At 68.8% G+C, this 16583-nt stretch carries 15 protein-coding genes and 1 pseudogene; 10 read left to right on the top strand and 6 right to left on the bottom strand.

Annotated features, from left to right (window positions below; all coding sequences use genetic code 11):
* Positions 1 to 436: 436 nt before the first annotated feature.
* Positions 437 to 3550 (top strand): efflux RND transporter permease subunit, encoded by a 3114-nt coding sequence (locus tag BMZ38_RS05135; RefSeq protein WP_091334969.1) that lies wholly within the window; start codon positions 437 to 439, stop codon positions 3548 to 3550.
* Between the two features lie 156 nt (positions 3551 to 3706).
* On the opposite strand, the gene acpA is transcribed toward BMZ38_RS05135, so the two are convergent.
* Positions 3707 to 5395, bottom strand: coding sequence for an acid phosphatase (gene acpA, locus BMZ38_RS05130; protein ID WP_091334967.1), 1689 nt, complete (start codon positions 5393 to 5395; stop codon positions 3707 to 3709).
* Between the two features lie 94 nt (positions 5396 to 5489).
* Positions 5490 to 5987 carry an Lrp/AsnC family transcriptional regulator gene (locus BMZ38_RS05125; RefSeq protein WP_091334966.1) on the bottom strand — a complete coding sequence of 166 codons (498 nt, stop codon included), beginning with the start codon at positions 5985 to 5987 and terminating at the stop codon, positions 5490 to 5492.
* Between the two features lie 115 nt (positions 5988 to 6102).
* Here BMZ38_RS05125 and BMZ38_RS05120 point away from each other — a divergent pair, with 115 nt between their 5' ends.
* Genes BMZ38_RS05120 through BMZ38_RS05110 form a run of 3 tightly spaced genes read left to right on the top strand, consistent with a single transcriptional unit; the run spans position 6103 to position 8016 of the window.
* Entirely contained in the window at positions 6103 to 7026 is a 924-nt protein-coding gene (locus tag BMZ38_RS05120) for a DMT family transporter (protein WP_091334964.1), read from the top strand.
* Positions 7013 to 7318 carry a cupin domain-containing protein gene (locus BMZ38_RS17930; RefSeq protein WP_245747186.1) on the top strand — a complete coding sequence of 102 codons (306 nt, stop codon included), beginning with the start codon at positions 7013 to 7015 and terminating at the stop codon, positions 7316 to 7318. The genes BMZ38_RS05120 and BMZ38_RS17930 overlap by 14 nt, the downstream gene beginning before the upstream one ends.
* Before the next feature lie 11 nt (positions 7319 to 7329).
* Entirely contained in the window at positions 7330 to 8016 is a 687-nt protein-coding gene (locus tag BMZ38_RS05110) for a glutathione S-transferase family protein (protein WP_091334961.1), read from the top strand.
* Positions 8017 to 8117: 101 nt separating this feature from the next.
* On the opposite strand, the pseudogene BMZ38_RS18165 reads toward BMZ38_RS05110, so the two are convergent.
* Together BMZ38_RS18165 and ubiE are read right to left on the bottom strand one after the other, a co-directional pair.
* Positions 8118 to 8297 (bottom strand): annotated as a pseudogene (locus BMZ38_RS18165) (TMEM175 family protein); the annotation flags it as partial.
* A gap of 65 nt (positions 8298 to 8362) precedes the next feature.
* A complete protein-coding gene (gene ubiE / locus BMZ38_RS05100) occupies positions 8363 to 9115 on the bottom strand; it encodes a bifunctional demethylmenaquinone methyltransferase/2-methoxy-6-polyprenyl-1,4-benzoquinol methylase UbiE (protein WP_091334956.1) in 753 nt (250 codons plus the stop codon).
* Positions 9116 to 9478: 363 nt separating this feature from the next.
* Here ubiE and BMZ38_RS05095 point away from each other — a divergent pair, with 363 nt between their 5' ends.
* From BMZ38_RS05095 to BMZ38_RS05080, 4 genes are read left to right on the top strand one after another with little or no spacing between them, the layout of a single operon-like run.
* Positions 9479 to 9976 carry a MarR family winged helix-turn-helix transcriptional regulator gene (locus BMZ38_RS05095; protein ID WP_091334953.1) on the top strand — a complete coding sequence of 166 codons (498 nt, stop codon included), beginning with the start codon at positions 9479 to 9481 and terminating at the stop codon, positions 9974 to 9976.
* A 14-nt stretch (positions 9977 to 9990) separates the two neighbouring features.
* Positions 9991 to 12084 carry an FUSC family protein gene (locus BMZ38_RS05090; RefSeq protein ID WP_091334951.1) on the top strand — a complete coding sequence of 698 codons (2094 nt, stop codon included), beginning with the start codon at positions 9991 to 9993 and terminating at the stop codon, positions 12082 to 12084.
* Positions 12074 to 12274: a DUF1656 domain-containing protein gene (locus tag BMZ38_RS05085; protein ID WP_091334949.1), complete on the top strand. Its 201-nt coding sequence runs from the start codon at positions 12074 to 12076 to the stop codon at positions 12272 to 12274. Before BMZ38_RS05090 ends, BMZ38_RS05085 begins: the two co-directional genes overlap by 11 nt.
* A gap of 10 nt (positions 12275 to 12284) precedes the next feature.
* On the top strand, positions 12285 to 13286 hold the full coding sequence (locus BMZ38_RS05080; protein WP_091334947.1) for an HlyD family secretion protein: 1002 nt from the start codon (positions 12285 to 12287) through the stop codon (positions 13284 to 13286).
* 171 nt (positions 13287 to 13457) lie between these two features.
* On the opposite strand, the gene BMZ38_RS05075 is transcribed toward BMZ38_RS05080, so the two are convergent.
* Positions 13458 to 14054, bottom strand: a complete 597-nt coding sequence (locus BMZ38_RS05075) for a GNAT family N-acetyltransferase (RefSeq protein ID WP_091334944.1) — start codon at positions 14052 to 14054, stop codon at positions 13458 to 13460.
* Between the two features lie 5 nt (positions 14055 to 14059).
* The gene (locus BMZ38_RS05070) at positions 14060 to 14266 is read right to left on the bottom strand and encodes a YdcH family protein (protein ID WP_091334941.1); all 207 of its coding nucleotides are present in this window, start codon (positions 14264 to 14266) and stop codon (positions 14060 to 14062) included.
* 79 nt (positions 14267 to 14345) lie between these two features.
* On the opposite strand from BMZ38_RS05070, the gene ttcA reads away from it, so the two are divergent.
* Positions 14346 to 15233, top strand: coding sequence for a tRNA 2-thiocytidine(32) synthetase TtcA (gene ttcA / locus BMZ38_RS05065; protein WP_091334938.1), 888 nt, complete (start codon positions 14346 to 14348; stop codon positions 15231 to 15233).
* Between the two features lie 37 nt (positions 15234 to 15270).
* Complete coding sequence (locus BMZ38_RS05060) at positions 15271 to 16470, top strand: amino acid aminotransferase (RefSeq protein WP_091334936.1); 1200 nt, start codon at positions 15271 to 15273, stop codon at positions 16468 to 16470.
* The last annotated feature ends 113 nt before the right edge of the window (positions 16471 to 16583 follow it).

Raw genomic sequence — 16583 nt, 5'->3', positions numbered from 1 at the left:
TCGGGTCACTTTCTTTGCTGGCCCAAAGAAAGTAACCAAAGAAATGGCCTGGCTCAGCCCGGTGAGGGATAAGAGCTAGGCGCCTCCTCGCCTTGCCGGGAGCGTCGCTTGCTCTTAGAGGAGCCGCAGTCGCTATACCGCGGGCGCTCGGGAGTTGAGGCAAGAGAGGCGTATGGGCTCGTGGCGAGAAGCGGCTGCCGGGACTCGCCGACGCCGACGTCCGCACAGAAGTCTGGGAGCGCGTTGCCTTTGCTCGTCCTTCTTGCGGGCGCTTCGGCCCCGCCCGCGCGCGGCGGCCGAGCGCCTGTCGCCCTCGTGAGGGCGAGGAAAACTTTGGCGCTGTCCCGCCCGATCCGGATCAACCGATCGGCGCGATGCGCGTTAGCACGGCGATGCCGCGTATCCTCCCTTCCTTTGCCCCGTCGTCCCCCGCTGCATGAACATCTCCGGCCCATTCATCCGTCGTCCGATCGGCACCTCTCTGCTGGCTATCGGCGTGTTCATCGCGGGGGTGATCTGCTACGCGCTGCTGGGTGTCGCGGCGTTGCCGCAGATGCAGTTCCCGGTGATCTTCGTGCAGGCGCAGGAGGCCGGTGCCGACGCCAGCACCATGGCCTCGACGGTGGCCGCGCCGCTGGAGCGCCACCTGGGCCAGGTGCCCGGCATCGACACCATGCGCTCGCACAGTTCCGAGGGCAGCACGTTCGTCTTCATCATGTTCCGCGGCGGCACCGACCTGGATGCCGCGGCGCGCGACGTACAGGCGGCGATCAACGCCGCCGCGCCGGACCTGCCGCCGGGACTCAACAGTCCGCCCAGCTACGAGAAGGCCAATCCCAACGATGACCCGGTCATCGCCTTCGCGTTGACCTCGGACACCGAATCGGCCGCCACGCTCTACAACGCGGCCGATTCGCTGCTCGCGCAGCGGCTGCGCCAGCTGCCCGGGGTGTCTTCGGTGGAGATCGCCGGCGCGGCCACGCCGGCGATCCGCGTGGACGTGGACCTGCACGCGCTCAGTGCGATGGACCTGTCGCCGGACCAGCTGCGCAATGCGCTGACCGCCGCCAACGTCACCTCGCCACAGGGCTTCCTGTCCAACGGCGTGACCACCATGGCGGTGACCGCCAACGACCAGCTGCACACCGCCGACGACTTCGCCAAGCTGGTAATCGCCGTGCGCAACGGTGTGCCGATAAGGCTCTCGGACGTGGCACACGTCTACGCCGGCCAGCAGGATGCCTTCCAGGCCGCCTGGTTCGAGGGCAAGCCAGCGGTGCTGATGTACGTCTACAAGAAGGCCGACGCCAACGTCATCGCCACCGTCGACGCGGTCAAGGCCCAGGTCCCGACGCTGCGCGCCTACCTCTCGCCCGGCACCACGCTGACGCCCTACTTCGACGGCACGCCGACCATTCGCGCCTCGTTGCACGAGGTGCAGGCGACGTTGCTGATCTCGCTGGCGATGGTGGTGCTGACCATGGCGCTGTTCCTGCGCCGGTTGGCGCCCACGCTGATCGCCGCCATCACGGTGCCACTGTCGCTGGCCGGCGCGTTCGTGGTGATGTACGTGCTCGGCTACACGCTCAACAACCTCACGCTGCTGGCGCTGGTGATCGCCATCGGCTTCGTGGTGGACGACGCCATCGTGGTGATCGAGAACGTGATCCGCCACATCGACGATGGCATGCCGCGAATGGCGGCGGCACTGGCCGGCGCGCGCGAGATCGGCTTTACCGTGGTGTCGATCACCGCCTCGCTGATCGCCGTGTTCATTCCGCTGCTGTTCGCGCCGGGCATCACCGGCATGTTCATGCACGAGTTCACGATGACGCTGGTGGCGGCGATCGCGATGTCCGCGCTGATCTCGCTGACGCTGACGCCGTCGCTGTGCGGGTTGTTCCTGCGCGGGCTCGGCAGCGCCAGACCGTCGCGGCTGGGTGGTGCGCTGGACCGCTTCCACGCCGGCATGCTCAGGTTCTATACACGCGCACTGGATTTCGCATTGCGCCACGCGCTGGCGCTCTCGCTCACCCCGCTGGTGCTGATCGTCGCCACCTTCTTCCTGTTCGGCATGGTCAAGTCCGGCCTGTTTCCGCCGCAGGACACCGGGCTGATCTGGGGCCGCGCCACCTCCAGCGCGACGGTGTCGTTCCAGGACGCGATCGACCGGCAGGAGCGCTTGACCCGAATGCTGCTGGCCGACCCGGACGTCAAGGCCGTCGGCTCGCGCCTGGGCACCAGCCGGCAGGGCACCAGCGGTGCCTTCAACATCGAACTGAAGACGCGCGCGGAAGGCCGCAAGGACGACACCTTCGCCGTGGTTGCGCGGCTGTCGGCCAAGGCCGACCGCTACCCGGACCTCAACCTGCGCCTGCGCGCGATCCAGGATCTGCCCAGCGCCAGCGGCGGGGGCGGCAACCAGGGCGCGCAGTACCAGGTCTCGCTGCAGGGCGATGATCTCGGCGAACTGCAGACCTGGTTGCCCAGGCTGGTCGACGCGCTGAAGAAGAATCCCAAGCTGAAGGACGTCGGCAGCGACGTCGACGAGTCCGGGCTGCGCCAGAACGTGGTGATCGACCGCGACAAGGCCGCACGGCTGGGCGTCTCGATCGGCACCATCGACGGAGCGCTGTACAACGCCTTCGGCCAGCGCCAGGTCTCGACCATCTATTCGGACATCAACCAGTACAAGGTGGTCGTCAACGCGCTGCCTTCGCAGACCGCCACGCCGGCGGCGATCGACCGCATCTACGTGCGCTCCAGCAGCGGCAAGATGATCCCGCTCGGCGCCCTGGCACACCAGGAACCCGGGCTGGCGCCGTCGGAGGTCTCGCACGAGGACCAGTACACGACGATGGACCTGTCGTTCAACCTCGCCGAAGGCGTGAGCATGGGCGAGGCGATGGTGATCATCCAGCACACGGTCGAGGGCCTGCGCATGCCCGGCGACATCCGCCTCAACGTGGGCGGCGACTTCCGCCGCTTCATGGAAACCCAGAGCGGCATGGGCTGGCTGATCCTGGCGGCGATCCTCACCGTCTACATCGTGCTGGGCATGCTCTACGAGAGCCTGATCCATCCGGTGACGATCCTCTCCACGCTGCCGGCGGCGGGCGTGGGCGCGCTGCTGGCGTTGTGGCTGACCAGCACCGAACTGTCGGTGGTGTCGCAGATCGCGCTGGTGCTGTTGATCGGCATCGTCAAGAAGAACGCGATCATGATGATCGACTTCGCGCTCGTGGCCGAGCGCGAGCACGGCAAGAGTCCGCTCGAGGCGGTGCGCGAGGCGTGCATCGTGCGCTTCCGGCCGATCATGATGACCACGATGGTGGCCATCCTGGCCGCGGTGCCGATCGCCACCGGACTGGGCGAAGGCTCGGAGCTGCGCCGGCCGCTGGGTATCGCGCTGATCGGCGGCCTGCTGATCTCGCAGAGCCTGACGCTGCTAAGCACGCCGGCGCTGTATGTGATCTTCTCGTGCCTGTCGGCGCGGGTGCGTGCGTGGCGCACGAGACATCGCCGGCGCGAAGTCGTCCAGGCGTCCTGAGGCGAGTTTCCCTTTCTCGCCGGCGAGACTGAGGTCAGGAGCCGTGGCGCGCGGCGAGGTCCGCGGGGGCGGTGCCTTGCACATTCAAGGCACCGCCAGACAACAGCCTGGTGCCTCGTCTCTCTCTCTCTCAAAAAGCGAGGACGCCGCCCGACCTCACCCCACCTCGAAATCCAGCGCGGCGGTGAGGTCGCCCGGCGGCGGGCCGCCGGCGGCACGCATGGATTCCTCGCGCAGGGTCAGTCCCGGCAGCTTGCGCAGGCCGAAGCGGCGGGTCAGGAAGCGGGCGATCGAGCCGGTGTCGTAGATCGTGTGGTCGACGTGGCCCTTCCTTGCGTGCGGCGAGACGATGATCGCCGGGATGCGCGAGCCCGGTCCCCAGCGGTCGCCCCTGGGCGGCGCCACGTGGTCCCACCAGCCGCCGTTCTCGTCCACTGTGATGATCACCAGCAGGCCCGGCCAGGCGGGCGACTGCTGCAGGGCCTCCACCACGGCCATGATGTGGCGGTCGCCGGCATCGACGTCCGAATAGCCGGCGTGCATGTTGAGATCGCCCTGCGGCTTGTAGAACGTGACCGTCGGCAGCGTGTTTGTGGCGATCGCGGCGAGGAAGTGGTTGGTCCCGGCGGTCTCGCCGACGCCGGCATCGCGCAGGTGCTTCCCGCGCGCGGCGGTGCCTGGTGCGTAGGCGGCGAAGTAGTTGAGCGGCTGGTGGTGCGGCTGGAAGTTCGGCCGCTGCGGAAAATCGGCCTGGTCGCCGTCGCCCTTGCCCTCCAGCGCCAGCTTCCAGCCGCCGGCGTACCAGGCCCAGTCGACGCCCGCCTCGGAAAGCACGTCGCCGATCGTGGCGTGCTTCTGCGGCACCAGCGTGTTGGCGCTGTTGGGGTCGGCATGCCTGGGATCATTCGGATCCTTGGAGAAGCCCGGCGAATACGGCGGCCCCATCGTGTTGACCGCCCAGAAATCCGGCGTGAGCGAGCTGGGCGCCAGCGCCTCGGGCTTGCCCTGCATCGCGCTGGCGGGCGAGTCGTGCGCCATCTTCAAGTGGATGTCGGTGGCCTTGCCGCTGACCGTCTGCGCGATGTTGAAGCGCGCGGGGCTCTGGTCCGCGTGCGGGTAGTACGGCGGCTGCGCGGCGACCAGGTACTGGTGGTTGAGGAACGAGCCGCCGAAGGCGCCCATGAAGAAGCGGTCGCAAAGGGTGTACTGGCGCGCCAGCTGCCACAGCCGCAGATTCGCCGCGTTGTCGCCGTAGTAGCCCATCACCAGCGCGCCCGAATCGCCCCAGGCGACGAAGCCGTCGTTCCTGCCGCCGTTGATCTGCCGCTGGTTCTCGTAGAAGCGGTGCCACAGGTCGCGCGTGACTACGCCCTGCGGCAGCGGTTCGCCGTCGCCGGTGCGCAGGGCCCATGGCGCGTTCGGCAGCCCGGTCAGGTCCTCCTGGCGCACCACGTACTTGCGATGGTTGACCACCTGCTCGTGCGGTGCCACACCGTGCCATACCGGCGGCAGCATCCTCAGCAGCGAGCCGTCGCGGTCGCGCTGGCGGTACTGCTCGGGCCTGAGCGCCGAAAGCGGCTCGGCGATGCCCGGGAAGTCGGCAAACAGGTTGTTGAAGCTGCGGTTCTCGGCGTAGATCACCACCACGCGCTGGATGCGCTCGCGCAGCAGGGCGTCCAGTTTCGTGGGTGCGGCGGCGGCCGGCCCGGCGCCAGCGACGGCCTCGGCACCGGTGCCGCCGAGCGCCAGCCCCGCGCCGGCGGCGGCCAGGCCACCGAGCAGGCGGCGGCGTTGCGGATTGGCCGGCTGGTCATCGCCATCGGGCGGTAGCGAAAGATCGGACATACGCATGTCTTCGTGCAGAGCGGGAGAGTGCGCAGTATGCCGGGATTCGTTCCGCGTCCATGATCGCGGCCACCCTGCGGGAACGGCGGCGCGCCTAGCCTTCCGTTGCATGCGCCGCCTGCCACATCGCCCGCGTCAGCGGGCGGTTGGCGTGCGGCGTCTGCAGCACCACCAGCGTGGTGGTGCTCACGCTGGGATGGATCTTCAGCAGGCGGTCGAGCACCGTCTCCAGATGCGCCACCGACAACGCGACCACGTGCAGCAGCGCCGAATCCTCGCCAGCGAGACGACGGCACTCGAGCACCTCGGGTACGTCCGCCACCAGCGCACCGATGCGCGAACAGACGCCACCGTCGCAGCGCAGCCGCACCATGGCGTCGATGCTGTACCCGAGACGTTTCGGATCGATGACTGCGCGGTAGCCGGCGATCACGCCAGCCTCCTCCAGCCGCTTGACCCGCTCGGCCACCGCCGGCGCCGACAGGCCGACCTGCCGGCCCAGCTCCGCATAACCCTGGCGGGCATCCTGCTGCAGGGCTTCGAGCAGTTGCCAGTCGCGGACGTCCAGTTCGGGTTTCGATACGAAGGCCATGGGCGGGGGTTCCCGATTCGTTCGGTGGCGAAGCATGGCATTTTGGCCCGGTTGCATCATTCCTGCGCGAGCGCGCCACCACTAGGATGCGCACTTCCCCGCACCGGAAATTCCCATGGAAACCCCCCGCCTGGACGGGCGGACGCTGGTCCTGATCGGCGTCGCCCTGGTCACCTGGTCGAGCGCCTATGCGGCGATCGCCTATGCCCTGCCGGCGTTCACGCCCGGCGAGGTGGCGTTCGCCCGACTGGCGATCGGTTCGCTGTGCTTTGCGCTGTGGCTGCTGGCAAAGCGCCCGGCGCTGCCGGCCCGTCGCGACTGGCTGCAGGTGGCGCTGCTGGGCGTGACCGGCCTGACCGTCTACCACATGGCGCTCAACTACGCAGAAACGCGCATCGCCAGCGGCACCGCGGCGATCCTGATCTCGCTGGTGCCGGCGGCCACGGCGGCACTGTCCGCGGTGTGGCTGCGCGAGCGGCTGCCGCTGCGCACGCTGGCCGGGCTGGGCGTGGCGCTGGTCGGCGTGGTGATGGTGGTGCTGGCCAGCGGCAAGCAGGTGAAGTTCGAGCCGATGGCGGCGCTGGTACTGGTCAGCGTGGTCGCCTCGGCGATCTATTTCGTGGGGCAGAAGCCGCTGTTCGCGCGCTCGAGCGTGTTCGGCGTCACCGCTTTGACCTTCTTTGCCGGCACGCTCGGCGCGCTGCCGTTCGCCGTGCACCTGCCGCAGGCGCTGGCTGCCGCGCCGTGGCCGCGCATCGGCGCGCTGCTGTGGCTGGGACTGGCGCCGACCTTCGTCGGCTACATCGCCTGGAACATCGCGATCCACCGCAGCTCGGCCTCGCAGGTGTCCAGCTTCATCTATTTTTCGCCGCCGATCGCGGTGCTGATCGGCTGGGTATGGCTGGGCGAACGGCCGGGCCTGCTCACCCTCGTCGGCGGCGCGGTGACCGTCGGTGGCGTGGTGCTGGCCAACGCACGGCGTCGCGCGGCACCGGCCCGGGCCGCCGCGATGGAGGCGAAGCCCTGTGGACACGGCTGAAGTAGTCGCGCTGCTCGCCTTGGCGCAGCAGTTGCCCGCAGCCTGGCAGTCGCGGCTGCTTGGTCGCGTGGGCGCTGCCCGAATCAAGCTGGCGCGTATGGACCGAACGGCCGCGCCAGAAGAAGTGCATGACTACGCCGAGGCACTGATCGTGATGGAAGGCGAACTGCGCTTGCGCATCGCCGGCACGACCCTGTGCCTGCGCGCCGGCGAACTCTGCCTGGTACCGGCCGGCACCGCGCACGCGGTCGGCGAAGGCAGTGCCGGCACCCTGCTGATCCTGGACACCTGAGGGAACGACCCATGTACGAGCTCTACATCGGCAACAAGAACTATTCGTCCTGGTCGCTGCGGCCCTGGCTGCTGATGGTCGAGTGCGGCCTGCCTTTCCACGAACACCTGGTGGCGCTTCAGGAAGGCTCCAGCTGGGACGCTTTCCGCAGCTTCGCGCCCAACGGCAAGGTGCCGTGCCTGCGCGACGGCGACACGGTGGTATGGGATTCGCTGGCCATCGTCGAATACCTGGCCGAGCGCCACCCGGGCGTGTGGCCGGGCGAGGCAAGGGCGCGCGCCTGGGCGCGCTGCGCCGCGGCCGAGATGCACGCTGGCTTCGCCGCGCTGCGCGGCACCTGCCCGATGAACTGCGGCGTGCGGGTCACGCTGCACGGCATCGATGCAGCCCTGCAGCGTGATCTGTCCCGCCTGGCGGAGCTGTGGAACGAAGGCCTTTCGCGTTTCGGCGGCCCGTTCCTGGCCGGACCGGCATTCGGCGCGGTGGACGCCTTCTTTGCACCGGTCGCCTGGCGCATCCTGAGCTACGACCTGCCGCTGGACGATGCCTCGCGTGCCTACGCGCAGCGCCTGCGCGAGCTGCCCGGCATGCAGTGCTGGTACGCAGCCGCGCTGACCGAGACAGCGCGGCTGAAAGACAGCGAAGACACCGCCCGTCGCGTGGGTTCGCTGCGCGAGGACCTGCGCGCGCCGGCCTGAGCGGGAGCACTATCCCACCGTGGTTTCGATCGTTGGCCCGGACCACGCTCACGTCGGCGCTGTTTCGGAGGGGCGATGCAGCGCGCGACGGCGGCATTGGCGCGCGCCAGCAGCGGGTGGTGCGCCGCCCAAGGCGCGCTGATGGTGAGGAAGCTCAGCACGAAGCCCATGAAGCGGGGCATCAGGTGCATCAGCGCGACGAGGGATGCGGCGTCGTCGAGCGTGTCCAGCCGCGGCACGTGTACCTCGATCACCAGCAGGGTGATGGTGATGGCGAACACGGCATCGGAAAAACACCTTCAGGTGTTCGAGCTGCGCGCCGTGGTCGACCCGGTTGGCCTCGGGATCAGAGCTTCCAGGCCTTGTGGATGGCCACGATGCCGTTGGTCAGGTTGCGCACTTCCACGCGGCCGAAGCCGGCTGCTTCCATCATGCCCTTGAGCGTCTGCTGGTCCGGATGCTTGCGGATCGACTCGGCCAGGTACTGGTAGCTGTCCGCGTCGCCGGCGAACAGCTGGCCGAGCTTGGGCAGCACCTTGAACGAGTGGAAATCGTAGAGCTTGCCGAACAGCTCGCTCTGCACGCGCGAGAATTCCAGCACCAGTGCGCGACCGCCTGGCTTCAACACCCGGCAGATGTCGGCCAGTGCCTTGTCCTTGTCGGTGACGTTGCGCAGGCCGAAGGCCATGGTCACCGCATCGAAGCTGTTGTCCGGGAAGGGCAGGCACTCGGCGTTCAATTGCGCCCAGCGCAGGCCGCCGACCAGCCCGCGGTCGGTCATCCGGTCGCGGCCCACGCCGAGCATGGCGGCGTTGATGTCGCCCACCACTACCTCGCCCTCGTCGCCCACCACCGGCTTGAGCAGCGCGGCGATGTCGCCGGTGCCGCCGGCGAGATCGAGCACGCGGTCGCCCCGACGCACGCCACTGATCGCCACGAAGTGGCGCTTCCAAAGCCGGTGCACGCCGAACGACATCAGGTCGTTCATCAGGTCGTAGCTGCGCGCGACCGAGGTGAATACCTGGCCGACCAGCTTCTGCTTGTCGCCCACCGGGACGTCGCGGAAACCGAAATGGGTGGTTTTGGACTGCTCGCTCATGGGCGGCAATGCTACAGCCTTTCGCTTTGGCTCCCTCTCACCCTCCGGGGCGGGATGAGCCGGGACTCGCGGGAAGCTCCCGTGCGGGTCTTTTTTGCATCTGGTCGTGGCCTCTGCGCGGCGTGGCTCGCCTGCGGCGGGCTTCCGAGCGCCACAGGCGATCGAAAAGCTTTTCGCAAGCACCCAGGCTGGCGGGAAAACCCGCGCGAGCGACAAAGACGCCGCCACCCCCAACAGGCATCTCGGCGATGCCAGACCCTCATCCCGCCCTCTCCCTGGAAGGAAAAGGCGCTGCGCCCGCGGGCACAGGACCATTGCGTCGTTTAGTACATAAATGTAATATAGCCGAAGCAGTAAACGCCCATGAACAGCTTTCTCCCCACCGAACGACGCCTCGCCGTCACTCGCCGCCGCCATCCCGCGTTCCCGCGCGGGCCGGCCGTGCTCGTGCGCCTGGTCAAGCACCTGCACAAGCGCATCCACGACGATGCCAACGCGGCGCTCAAGCCTTTCGGCCTCAACCATCCGCAGTACAACCTGCTGATGATGCTCTACGGCACTGAAGGGCATGGGCTGAGTGCCTCCGGGCTGGCCCGGAGCTCGGGCGAGAAGGCGGCCAACATCACGCGGCTTACCAACGAGCTGTGCGAGAAGGGGCTGATCGAGCGCGCCACCAGCGAAGACGATCGCCGCAAGCTGGTCCTTAGCCTGACACCCACGGGACTCGCCCTGATCGACCGCTTCCTGCCCTCGATCTGCGCCCTGCTGGAGGAGCAGACCGAAGGGCTTGCCGCGCGCGACCAGGCCGAGCTGGAGCGCCTGCTGAAGAAGTTCCTCGACGGATTCGACCGTCGCGGCTGAAGGCTCTTCCAACCATGTCCGCCACCACAACCGCCAAGCCGACGCGCTGGCCCTGGCTGGGCGCGTTCCTCGCCGAGGAATCGCGCGCTTGGCTGTTCGTCGCCAAGTCGCTGCTGGCGATGTACGCCACGGCATGGCTGGCGATGTGGCTGAAGCTCGAGCAGCCCTCGACCGCAATGATCACCGTGGCGGTGGTGATGCACCCGCACAGCGGCATGGTGCTGGCCAAGAGCTTCTACCGCGCGCTCGGCACGCTGGCCGGCAGCCTGTTCGGGCTGGCGCTGATCGCGCTGTTCCCGCAGCAGCGCGAGCTGTTCTTCCTCACCCTGTCGCTGTGGCTGGCGCTGTGCGCCGGCGGTGCCACGCTGTACCGCAACTTCATGGCCTATGGCTTCGTGCTTGCCGGCTACACCGCGGCGATCGTCGCGCTGCCGGCGATCGGCCATCCGCTCGACGTGTTCGACTCGGCGGTGATGCGCGTGAGCGAGGTGCTGCTGGGCATCCTGGTCGCGGCCGTGTTCAGCGATCTGCTGTTGCCGCAGCGCCTGCGCGTGGTGCTGCGGCAGAGCGCGCGCAGTCAGTTCGCCCACTTCATCGACTTCGTCCGGGAAAGTACCGGCGGCGTGCTGCCGCGGGTGCGGATGGAGCAGGCGCACCTGGAGTCCGTGCGCGCCGCCGTGCACCTGGAGGACCTGCGCGCCTCGGTGATCTTCGAGGATCCGGAAGTGCGCACGCGCAGCGCCCGCATGCGTCTGCTCAACCAGCGCTACATGGCCGCGGCGACCAGCTTCCAGTCGTTGCACCACCTGATCAACCGCCTGCAGCGGGGCCGCGACGCGGTAGCGCAGGCGCTCATCGCGCTGTACCGGCCGATCGGGCAGGCGCTTTCCGTGCCTGCGCCGGAGCAGCATGAACCTTCGATCCTGACCCGGCGCCTGCGTGCCTGCGCCCAGACCCTGCCGGCGCACGCCGCCGCCCTGCGCGAGCCGTTCGACGAGCCTGCGGCAAGGCTGGAATTCGATACCGGCGCGGCGCTGGTGCTGCGCTTCGCCGACGAGCTGTCGGATTTCACTGCGGCGGAAGCCTCACTGCGCAGCGACACCCTGCGCGGCAGCGTCGAGCGCGTGCACTTCCGCCGCGGCAACGACCTGGCTGGCGCGGCGGTCGCGGTGCTGCGCACCTTTCTCACCATGATCGTGCTCGCGGCGTTCTGGCTGGCCAGCGGCTGGGCCTTCGGCGGCAGCGCGATGCTGCTGGCAACGATCTTCGCCGGCCTGCTGGCCGCTTCGCCCAACCCGATCGCCTCGGCCGCACGCACGTTGTACGGCTATGCCGGCGGCATGGCCGCGGGCTTCGTGGCGGTGTTCTTCCTGCTGCCGGGAAGCGACGGCTTTGCCATGCTGATCGCCGCCACCGCAGGCCTGTTGCTGATCGGACCGTACCTCACCACACGCGACACGCTGCCGGGCGTCGGCGCCGGCTACACGCTGGGTTTCGTCTACATCCTCGCGCTGAAGAACCCGATGGTGTACGACCCCACCCACTTCCTCAACGACATGATCGCGCAGCTGGCGGGACTGGGCCTGTCCGGCGTGGCCTTCATGGTGCTGCCCGGCGTCACTGGCACGCAGTGGCAACGCCGGCGCCAGCTGCGGCTGTTGCGCGCACAGGTCACGTTGGCGGCCAGCGCGCCGCTGGAAGGGCTGGCGTGGCGCTTCGAGAGCGTCAGCCGCGACCTGCTGCAGCAAGTCGTGGTGCACACGCGTCCGGACAGCGACGAGTCGCGCCACCTGCTGGCCTGGTCGCTGGCGGTGCAGGAAAGCGGGCGCGCGGTGATCGAGTTGCGGCAGGACCTGAGCGGCGGCGAGCTGCCTGCCGATGCGCGCGCTGCCGCGACGCGTGCGCTTGATGTCGTCGCCACGCTCTATCGGGCTCCGGACGCCACGCGCTGGCAGGTGGCCGATGCGGCCGTGCTCGACGCCATCCACGCCACCCCGCGCGGCGCTTCCGTGCGGCGCCACCTGTACCAGTTGCGCAGCGCCCTGCGCGACGAGGAATCGCCCCTGGTCGCCTACATGCCCACGCCGGAGGTCGCCCATGCCGCCTGAGATCGAGTTCTACGGGGTGCTGGTGCCAGGACTGCTGCCGGTGTTCCTGCTCAGCCTTGCACTGATGGTGACGCTCGACCTGGTGCTGGGCCGCGCCGGCCTGTACCGGCGCCTGTGGCATCCCTCGCTGTTCCGTTTCGCTCTGTTCGTTTGCCTGTTCGGCGCCGCCGGACTCTTGCTGATCCACTGATACCGTTCCCATGAAAGCCGCTTCGTTGCTCCGATTCCTGGTCACCGCCGCCGTGGTGGTGCTTGCCGTGCTGCTCGGCCACGCGCTGTGGAAGCACTACCTATATGCGCCGTGGACGCGCGACGGCCGTGTGCGTGCCGACGTGGTGCGCGTGGCGCCGGACGTGTCCGGGCTGGTCGACCGCGTGGCGGTGTCGGACAACCAGTTCGTGCACAAGGGCGATCCGTTGTTCACCATCGACCAGGCGCGATTTGCCAACGCGGTGGCGCAGGCCGAGGCCAACCTCGCTGCGGCCGAGGCGGGCGCGCGCGCGGCCGGCGCCAACATCAGCGCCGCATTGGCCAGCGCCCAGGCCAGGCAGGCGGAGTACCGCATGTACGCCGAGCAGGCGCAGCGACGCGAGCAGGTCGGCGACGTGATCTCGCGCGAAGCGCGCAGCGACGCGCGGGCCACGGCCAGCGCCGCGCGCGCCAGCTGGCAACAGGCGCAGGCCGGCGGCAACCAGGCCAGCGCCGCCCGCGAACAGGCCGCAGCGGCGGTGGAGCAGGCGCAGGTCGCGCTCGACCGCGCCAGGCTCGATCTGCAACGCACCGAAGTGCGCGCGCCGGTCGACGGCTACGTCACCAACCTGGACGTGCGCGTGGGCGATTACGCCGCCACCGGCACGCCGCGGCTGGCACTGATCGACGCGCACAGCTACTACCTGTACGGCTACTTCGAGGAAACCAAGCTGCCGCAGCTGCGCGTGGGCGATCCGGTCGACGTGCGCCTGCTGGCCGGTGGCGTGCACCTGGAGGGCACCATCACCGGCATCGCCCACGGCATCACCGACCGCGACAATCCCGCCGGCGGCGACCTGCTGGCGGACGTCAACCCGACGTTCAACTGGGTGCGGCTGGCGCAGCGCGTGCCTGTGCGCATCGCCATCGATGCTTCGCAGATGCCGCCCGGCACGTTGCTCGCGGCAGGGATGACCGCGACGATCGAAGTGCACCCGCGCGGGATTCGCTAGGAAGTTTCCGGCGAGCCCTTCACCCCAACCCTCACCCCGCAGGGAGAGGGAGCCAGGCTGCTCGCGCGTTGTGGCCTCAAGGTGCCTCACACGGCTCCCTCTCCCTGCGGGGAGAGGGCTGGGTGAGGGACCAGGGCTTGCGGAAGACTCGGACGAAGCGGGCAGGAATGCTCAGCGCGACGCGGTCAACCGCTGGAGCCGCAACTCCAGCCAGCGCTTCACGTCCGCCCATTCACGCTCGAGGATCGAATAGCACACCGTGTCGCGCAGGCTCCCATCCGGCCGCCGCCGGTGCGCACGCAATACGCCCTCGCGCTGCGCGCCCAGCCGCTCGATCGCCCGCTGCGAATCCAGGTTGCGCCCGTCGGTGTGGAATTCGACCGCGACACGGCCCATGCGCTCGAACGCGTGCTCCAGCAGCAGGCGCTTGCACGCGGTGTTGAGATGGCTCTTCTGCCAGTGCCTGGCGTACCAGGTGTAGCCGATCGCCGCGCGCGGCGGGTCGTCCACAACGTCGTAGAACCGCGTGCTGCCCACCAGTTCGCCGGTGCCGCGCTCGCGGATCGCGAACGGGAGCATCCTTCCCTCACGTTGCCCGGCCAGCGCCTTCTCCACGTAGGCCGCCATTTCCCCCGGCGCCGGAACCGAGGTGAACCACAGCCGCCAGAGCTCGCCGTCGGCGGCGGCGGCTTCCAGCGACGGGACGTGTTCGGCACACAGCGGTTCGAGGACGACGTGTGCGTCCTCCAGCGTGGTGGGTGTGGGCATCGTCGTCAGGCGTCCAGGTCGGGGATCAGCTTGCTTTCCAGCCGCGCGATGGCGTCCTTGAGCAGGAGCTTGCGCTTTTTCAACCGTGTCAGCTGCAGTTCGTCACGCGCCGGGTGCGTAGCCATGTGGCTGATCGCCGCGTCCAGGTCGCGGTGTTCCTGGCGCAGTTCGGTCAGGCGGCGGGCGATCTGGATGGGGTCCTGGACCTGCATGGCGGGTGGCGGCGGGCGGAACAGGGGGCCAAGTGTACCGCCGCGGGCCGGATGCGGCGGCGCGGTACAATGGCGCGCTATGTCCGTCCCCGTTCTTCCCGACACCCGCGCCGACCGCAAGCGGGCCCATGAGGCCGCGCGGCTGGCCAAGCGGCTGCGACGCCAGGTGGGCCAGGCGATCGTCGATTTCCAGATGATCGAGGATGGCGACCGCGTCATGGTCTGCCTGTCCGGTGGCAAGGATTCCTACACCCTGCTGGACATGCTGCTTTCGCTGCAGGCCAGGGCGCCGGTGCGTTTCGAACTGGTCGCAGTCAACCTGGACCAGAAGCAGCCGGGCTTCCCCGCGCAGGTGCTGCCGGACTACCTCACGTCGCGCGGCGTCCCGTTCCACATCATCGAGCAGGACACCTACAGCACGGTCACCCGGGTGATCCCGGCGGGCAAGACCATGTGCAGCCTGTGTTCGCGGCTGCGTCGCGGCGCGCTGTACCGCTGGGCGGCGGAGAACGGCATCACGCGCATCGCGCTTGGCCATCACCGCGACGACATCCTGGCGACCTTTTTCCTCAACCTGTTCCATGGCGCGAGCCTGAAGGCGATGCCGCCGAAACTGCGCTCGGACGACGGCCGCCACGTGGTGATCCGTCCCTTGGCCTACTGCCGCGAGAGCGACATCGCCCGGTACGCGCAGGCGCGAGCTTTCCCGATCATCCCGTGCAACCTGTGCGGCTCGCAGGAAAACCTGCAGCGCAAGGCGATCGGCCGTATGCTCGCGGACTGGGATGCGCAGCATCCAGGTCGTTGCGAGAGCATTTTCCATGCGCTCGGCAACGTCGCGCCGTCGCAGCTTGCCGACCGCAGCCTTTTCGATTTCGCCGCGCTCGGTGCGCGGGAAGATGCGCGGCGTGCCGATGCGCATGGCTGGCTGGTCGACGATCTGGCCGGAGCCAATGAAGACGTCTAGACGTCTATACTTCCAATTTTCAACGCGAGCCCACAACGTGTCCCACTTTGCTACCGTCGAAATGGCCCCGGGCGATCCGATCCTCGGCCTTACCGAGGCCTACCTGGCCGACCCGCGCCCGAACAAGGTCAACCTGGGCGTGGGCATCTACGTGGACGAGCACGGCCGCATCCCGCTGCTGCGCGCGGTGCGCGAGGTCGAGCAGGCGCTGGCCGCCGAAGCCAAGCCGCGCGGCTACCTGCCGATCGACGGCCTGGCGGCCTACGACGCGCTCAGCCAGCAGCTGCTGTTCGGCGCCGATTCGCCGCTGCTGGCCGCCGGCCGCGTGGCGACCGCGCAGACCATCGGCGGCAGTGGCGCCCTGCGCGTGGGCGCGGACCTGCTCAAGAAGGTGCTGCCGAAGGCGCGCATCGCGATCAGCAGCCCGAGCTGGGAAAACCACCGCGTGGTGTTCGGCAACGCCGGCTTCGAGGTCATCGATTACCGCTATTACGACCCTTCCACGCATGGCCTGGATTTCGCCGGCATGCTGGAGGACCTGGGCCGACTCGAGCCCGGCACCGTGGTGCTGCTGCACGCCTGCTGCCACAACCCCACCGGCGTGGACCCGGACGCGCAGCAATGGCAGCAGGTGGTCGACCTGGTCAAGGCGCGCGACCTGCTGCCGTTCGTCGACATCGCCTACCAGGGCTTCGACCAGGGCATCGACGCCGACGCCACGGCGATCCGGCTGTTTGCAGCCTCCGGCATCGATGCGTTCGTGGTGGCCAGTTCCTACTCGAAGTCGTTCTCGCTGTACGGCGAGCGCGTGGGCGCGCTGTCGATGGTCGGCGCCGATCGCGACGAGGCCGCGCGGCTGCGCGCGAAGATCAAGCAGACCATCCGCGCGAACTACTCCAGCCCAGCCACGCACGGCGGCGCGCTGGTTGCCGGCGTGCTCGGCAGCGCCGAGCTGCGCGCGATGTGGGAGGCGGAGCTGGCGGAGATGCGCGAGCGCATCCACGCCATGCGCGCCGGCCTGGTCGAGAAGCTTGCCGTCCACGGTGCGCCACAGTTCGGCTTCATCCAGCAGCAGGCGGGCATGTTCTCCTACTCGGGCCTGTCCCGTGCGCAGGTCGATCGCCTGCGCGAGGAGTACGGCATTTATGCGTTGGGCACCGGCCGCATCTGCGTGGCGGCGCTCAACCGCGGCAACCTCGATGTCGTGGCGCAAGCCGTGGCGGCGGTGAGCCGCTGACATCCCGCAGACCCTCCGACGTCGCTGCGCTACGCTCAGGGCGAACGAGGAGGGCCGACACCCCAATGAACCGTTCGCCCTGAGCGTCGGCCCGCACGGCCGTAGTCGAAGGG

Origin of the sequence: Frateuria terrea, from assembly GCF_900115705.1 — a bacterium.
Taxonomy (GTDB): domain Bacteria; phylum Pseudomonadota; class Gammaproteobacteria; order Xanthomonadales; family Rhodanobacteraceae; genus Frateuria_A; species Frateuria_A terrea.
The sequence above is the reverse complement of the archived record's forward strand: the minus strand, read 5'-3'. Positions and strand labels throughout refer to the sequence as shown.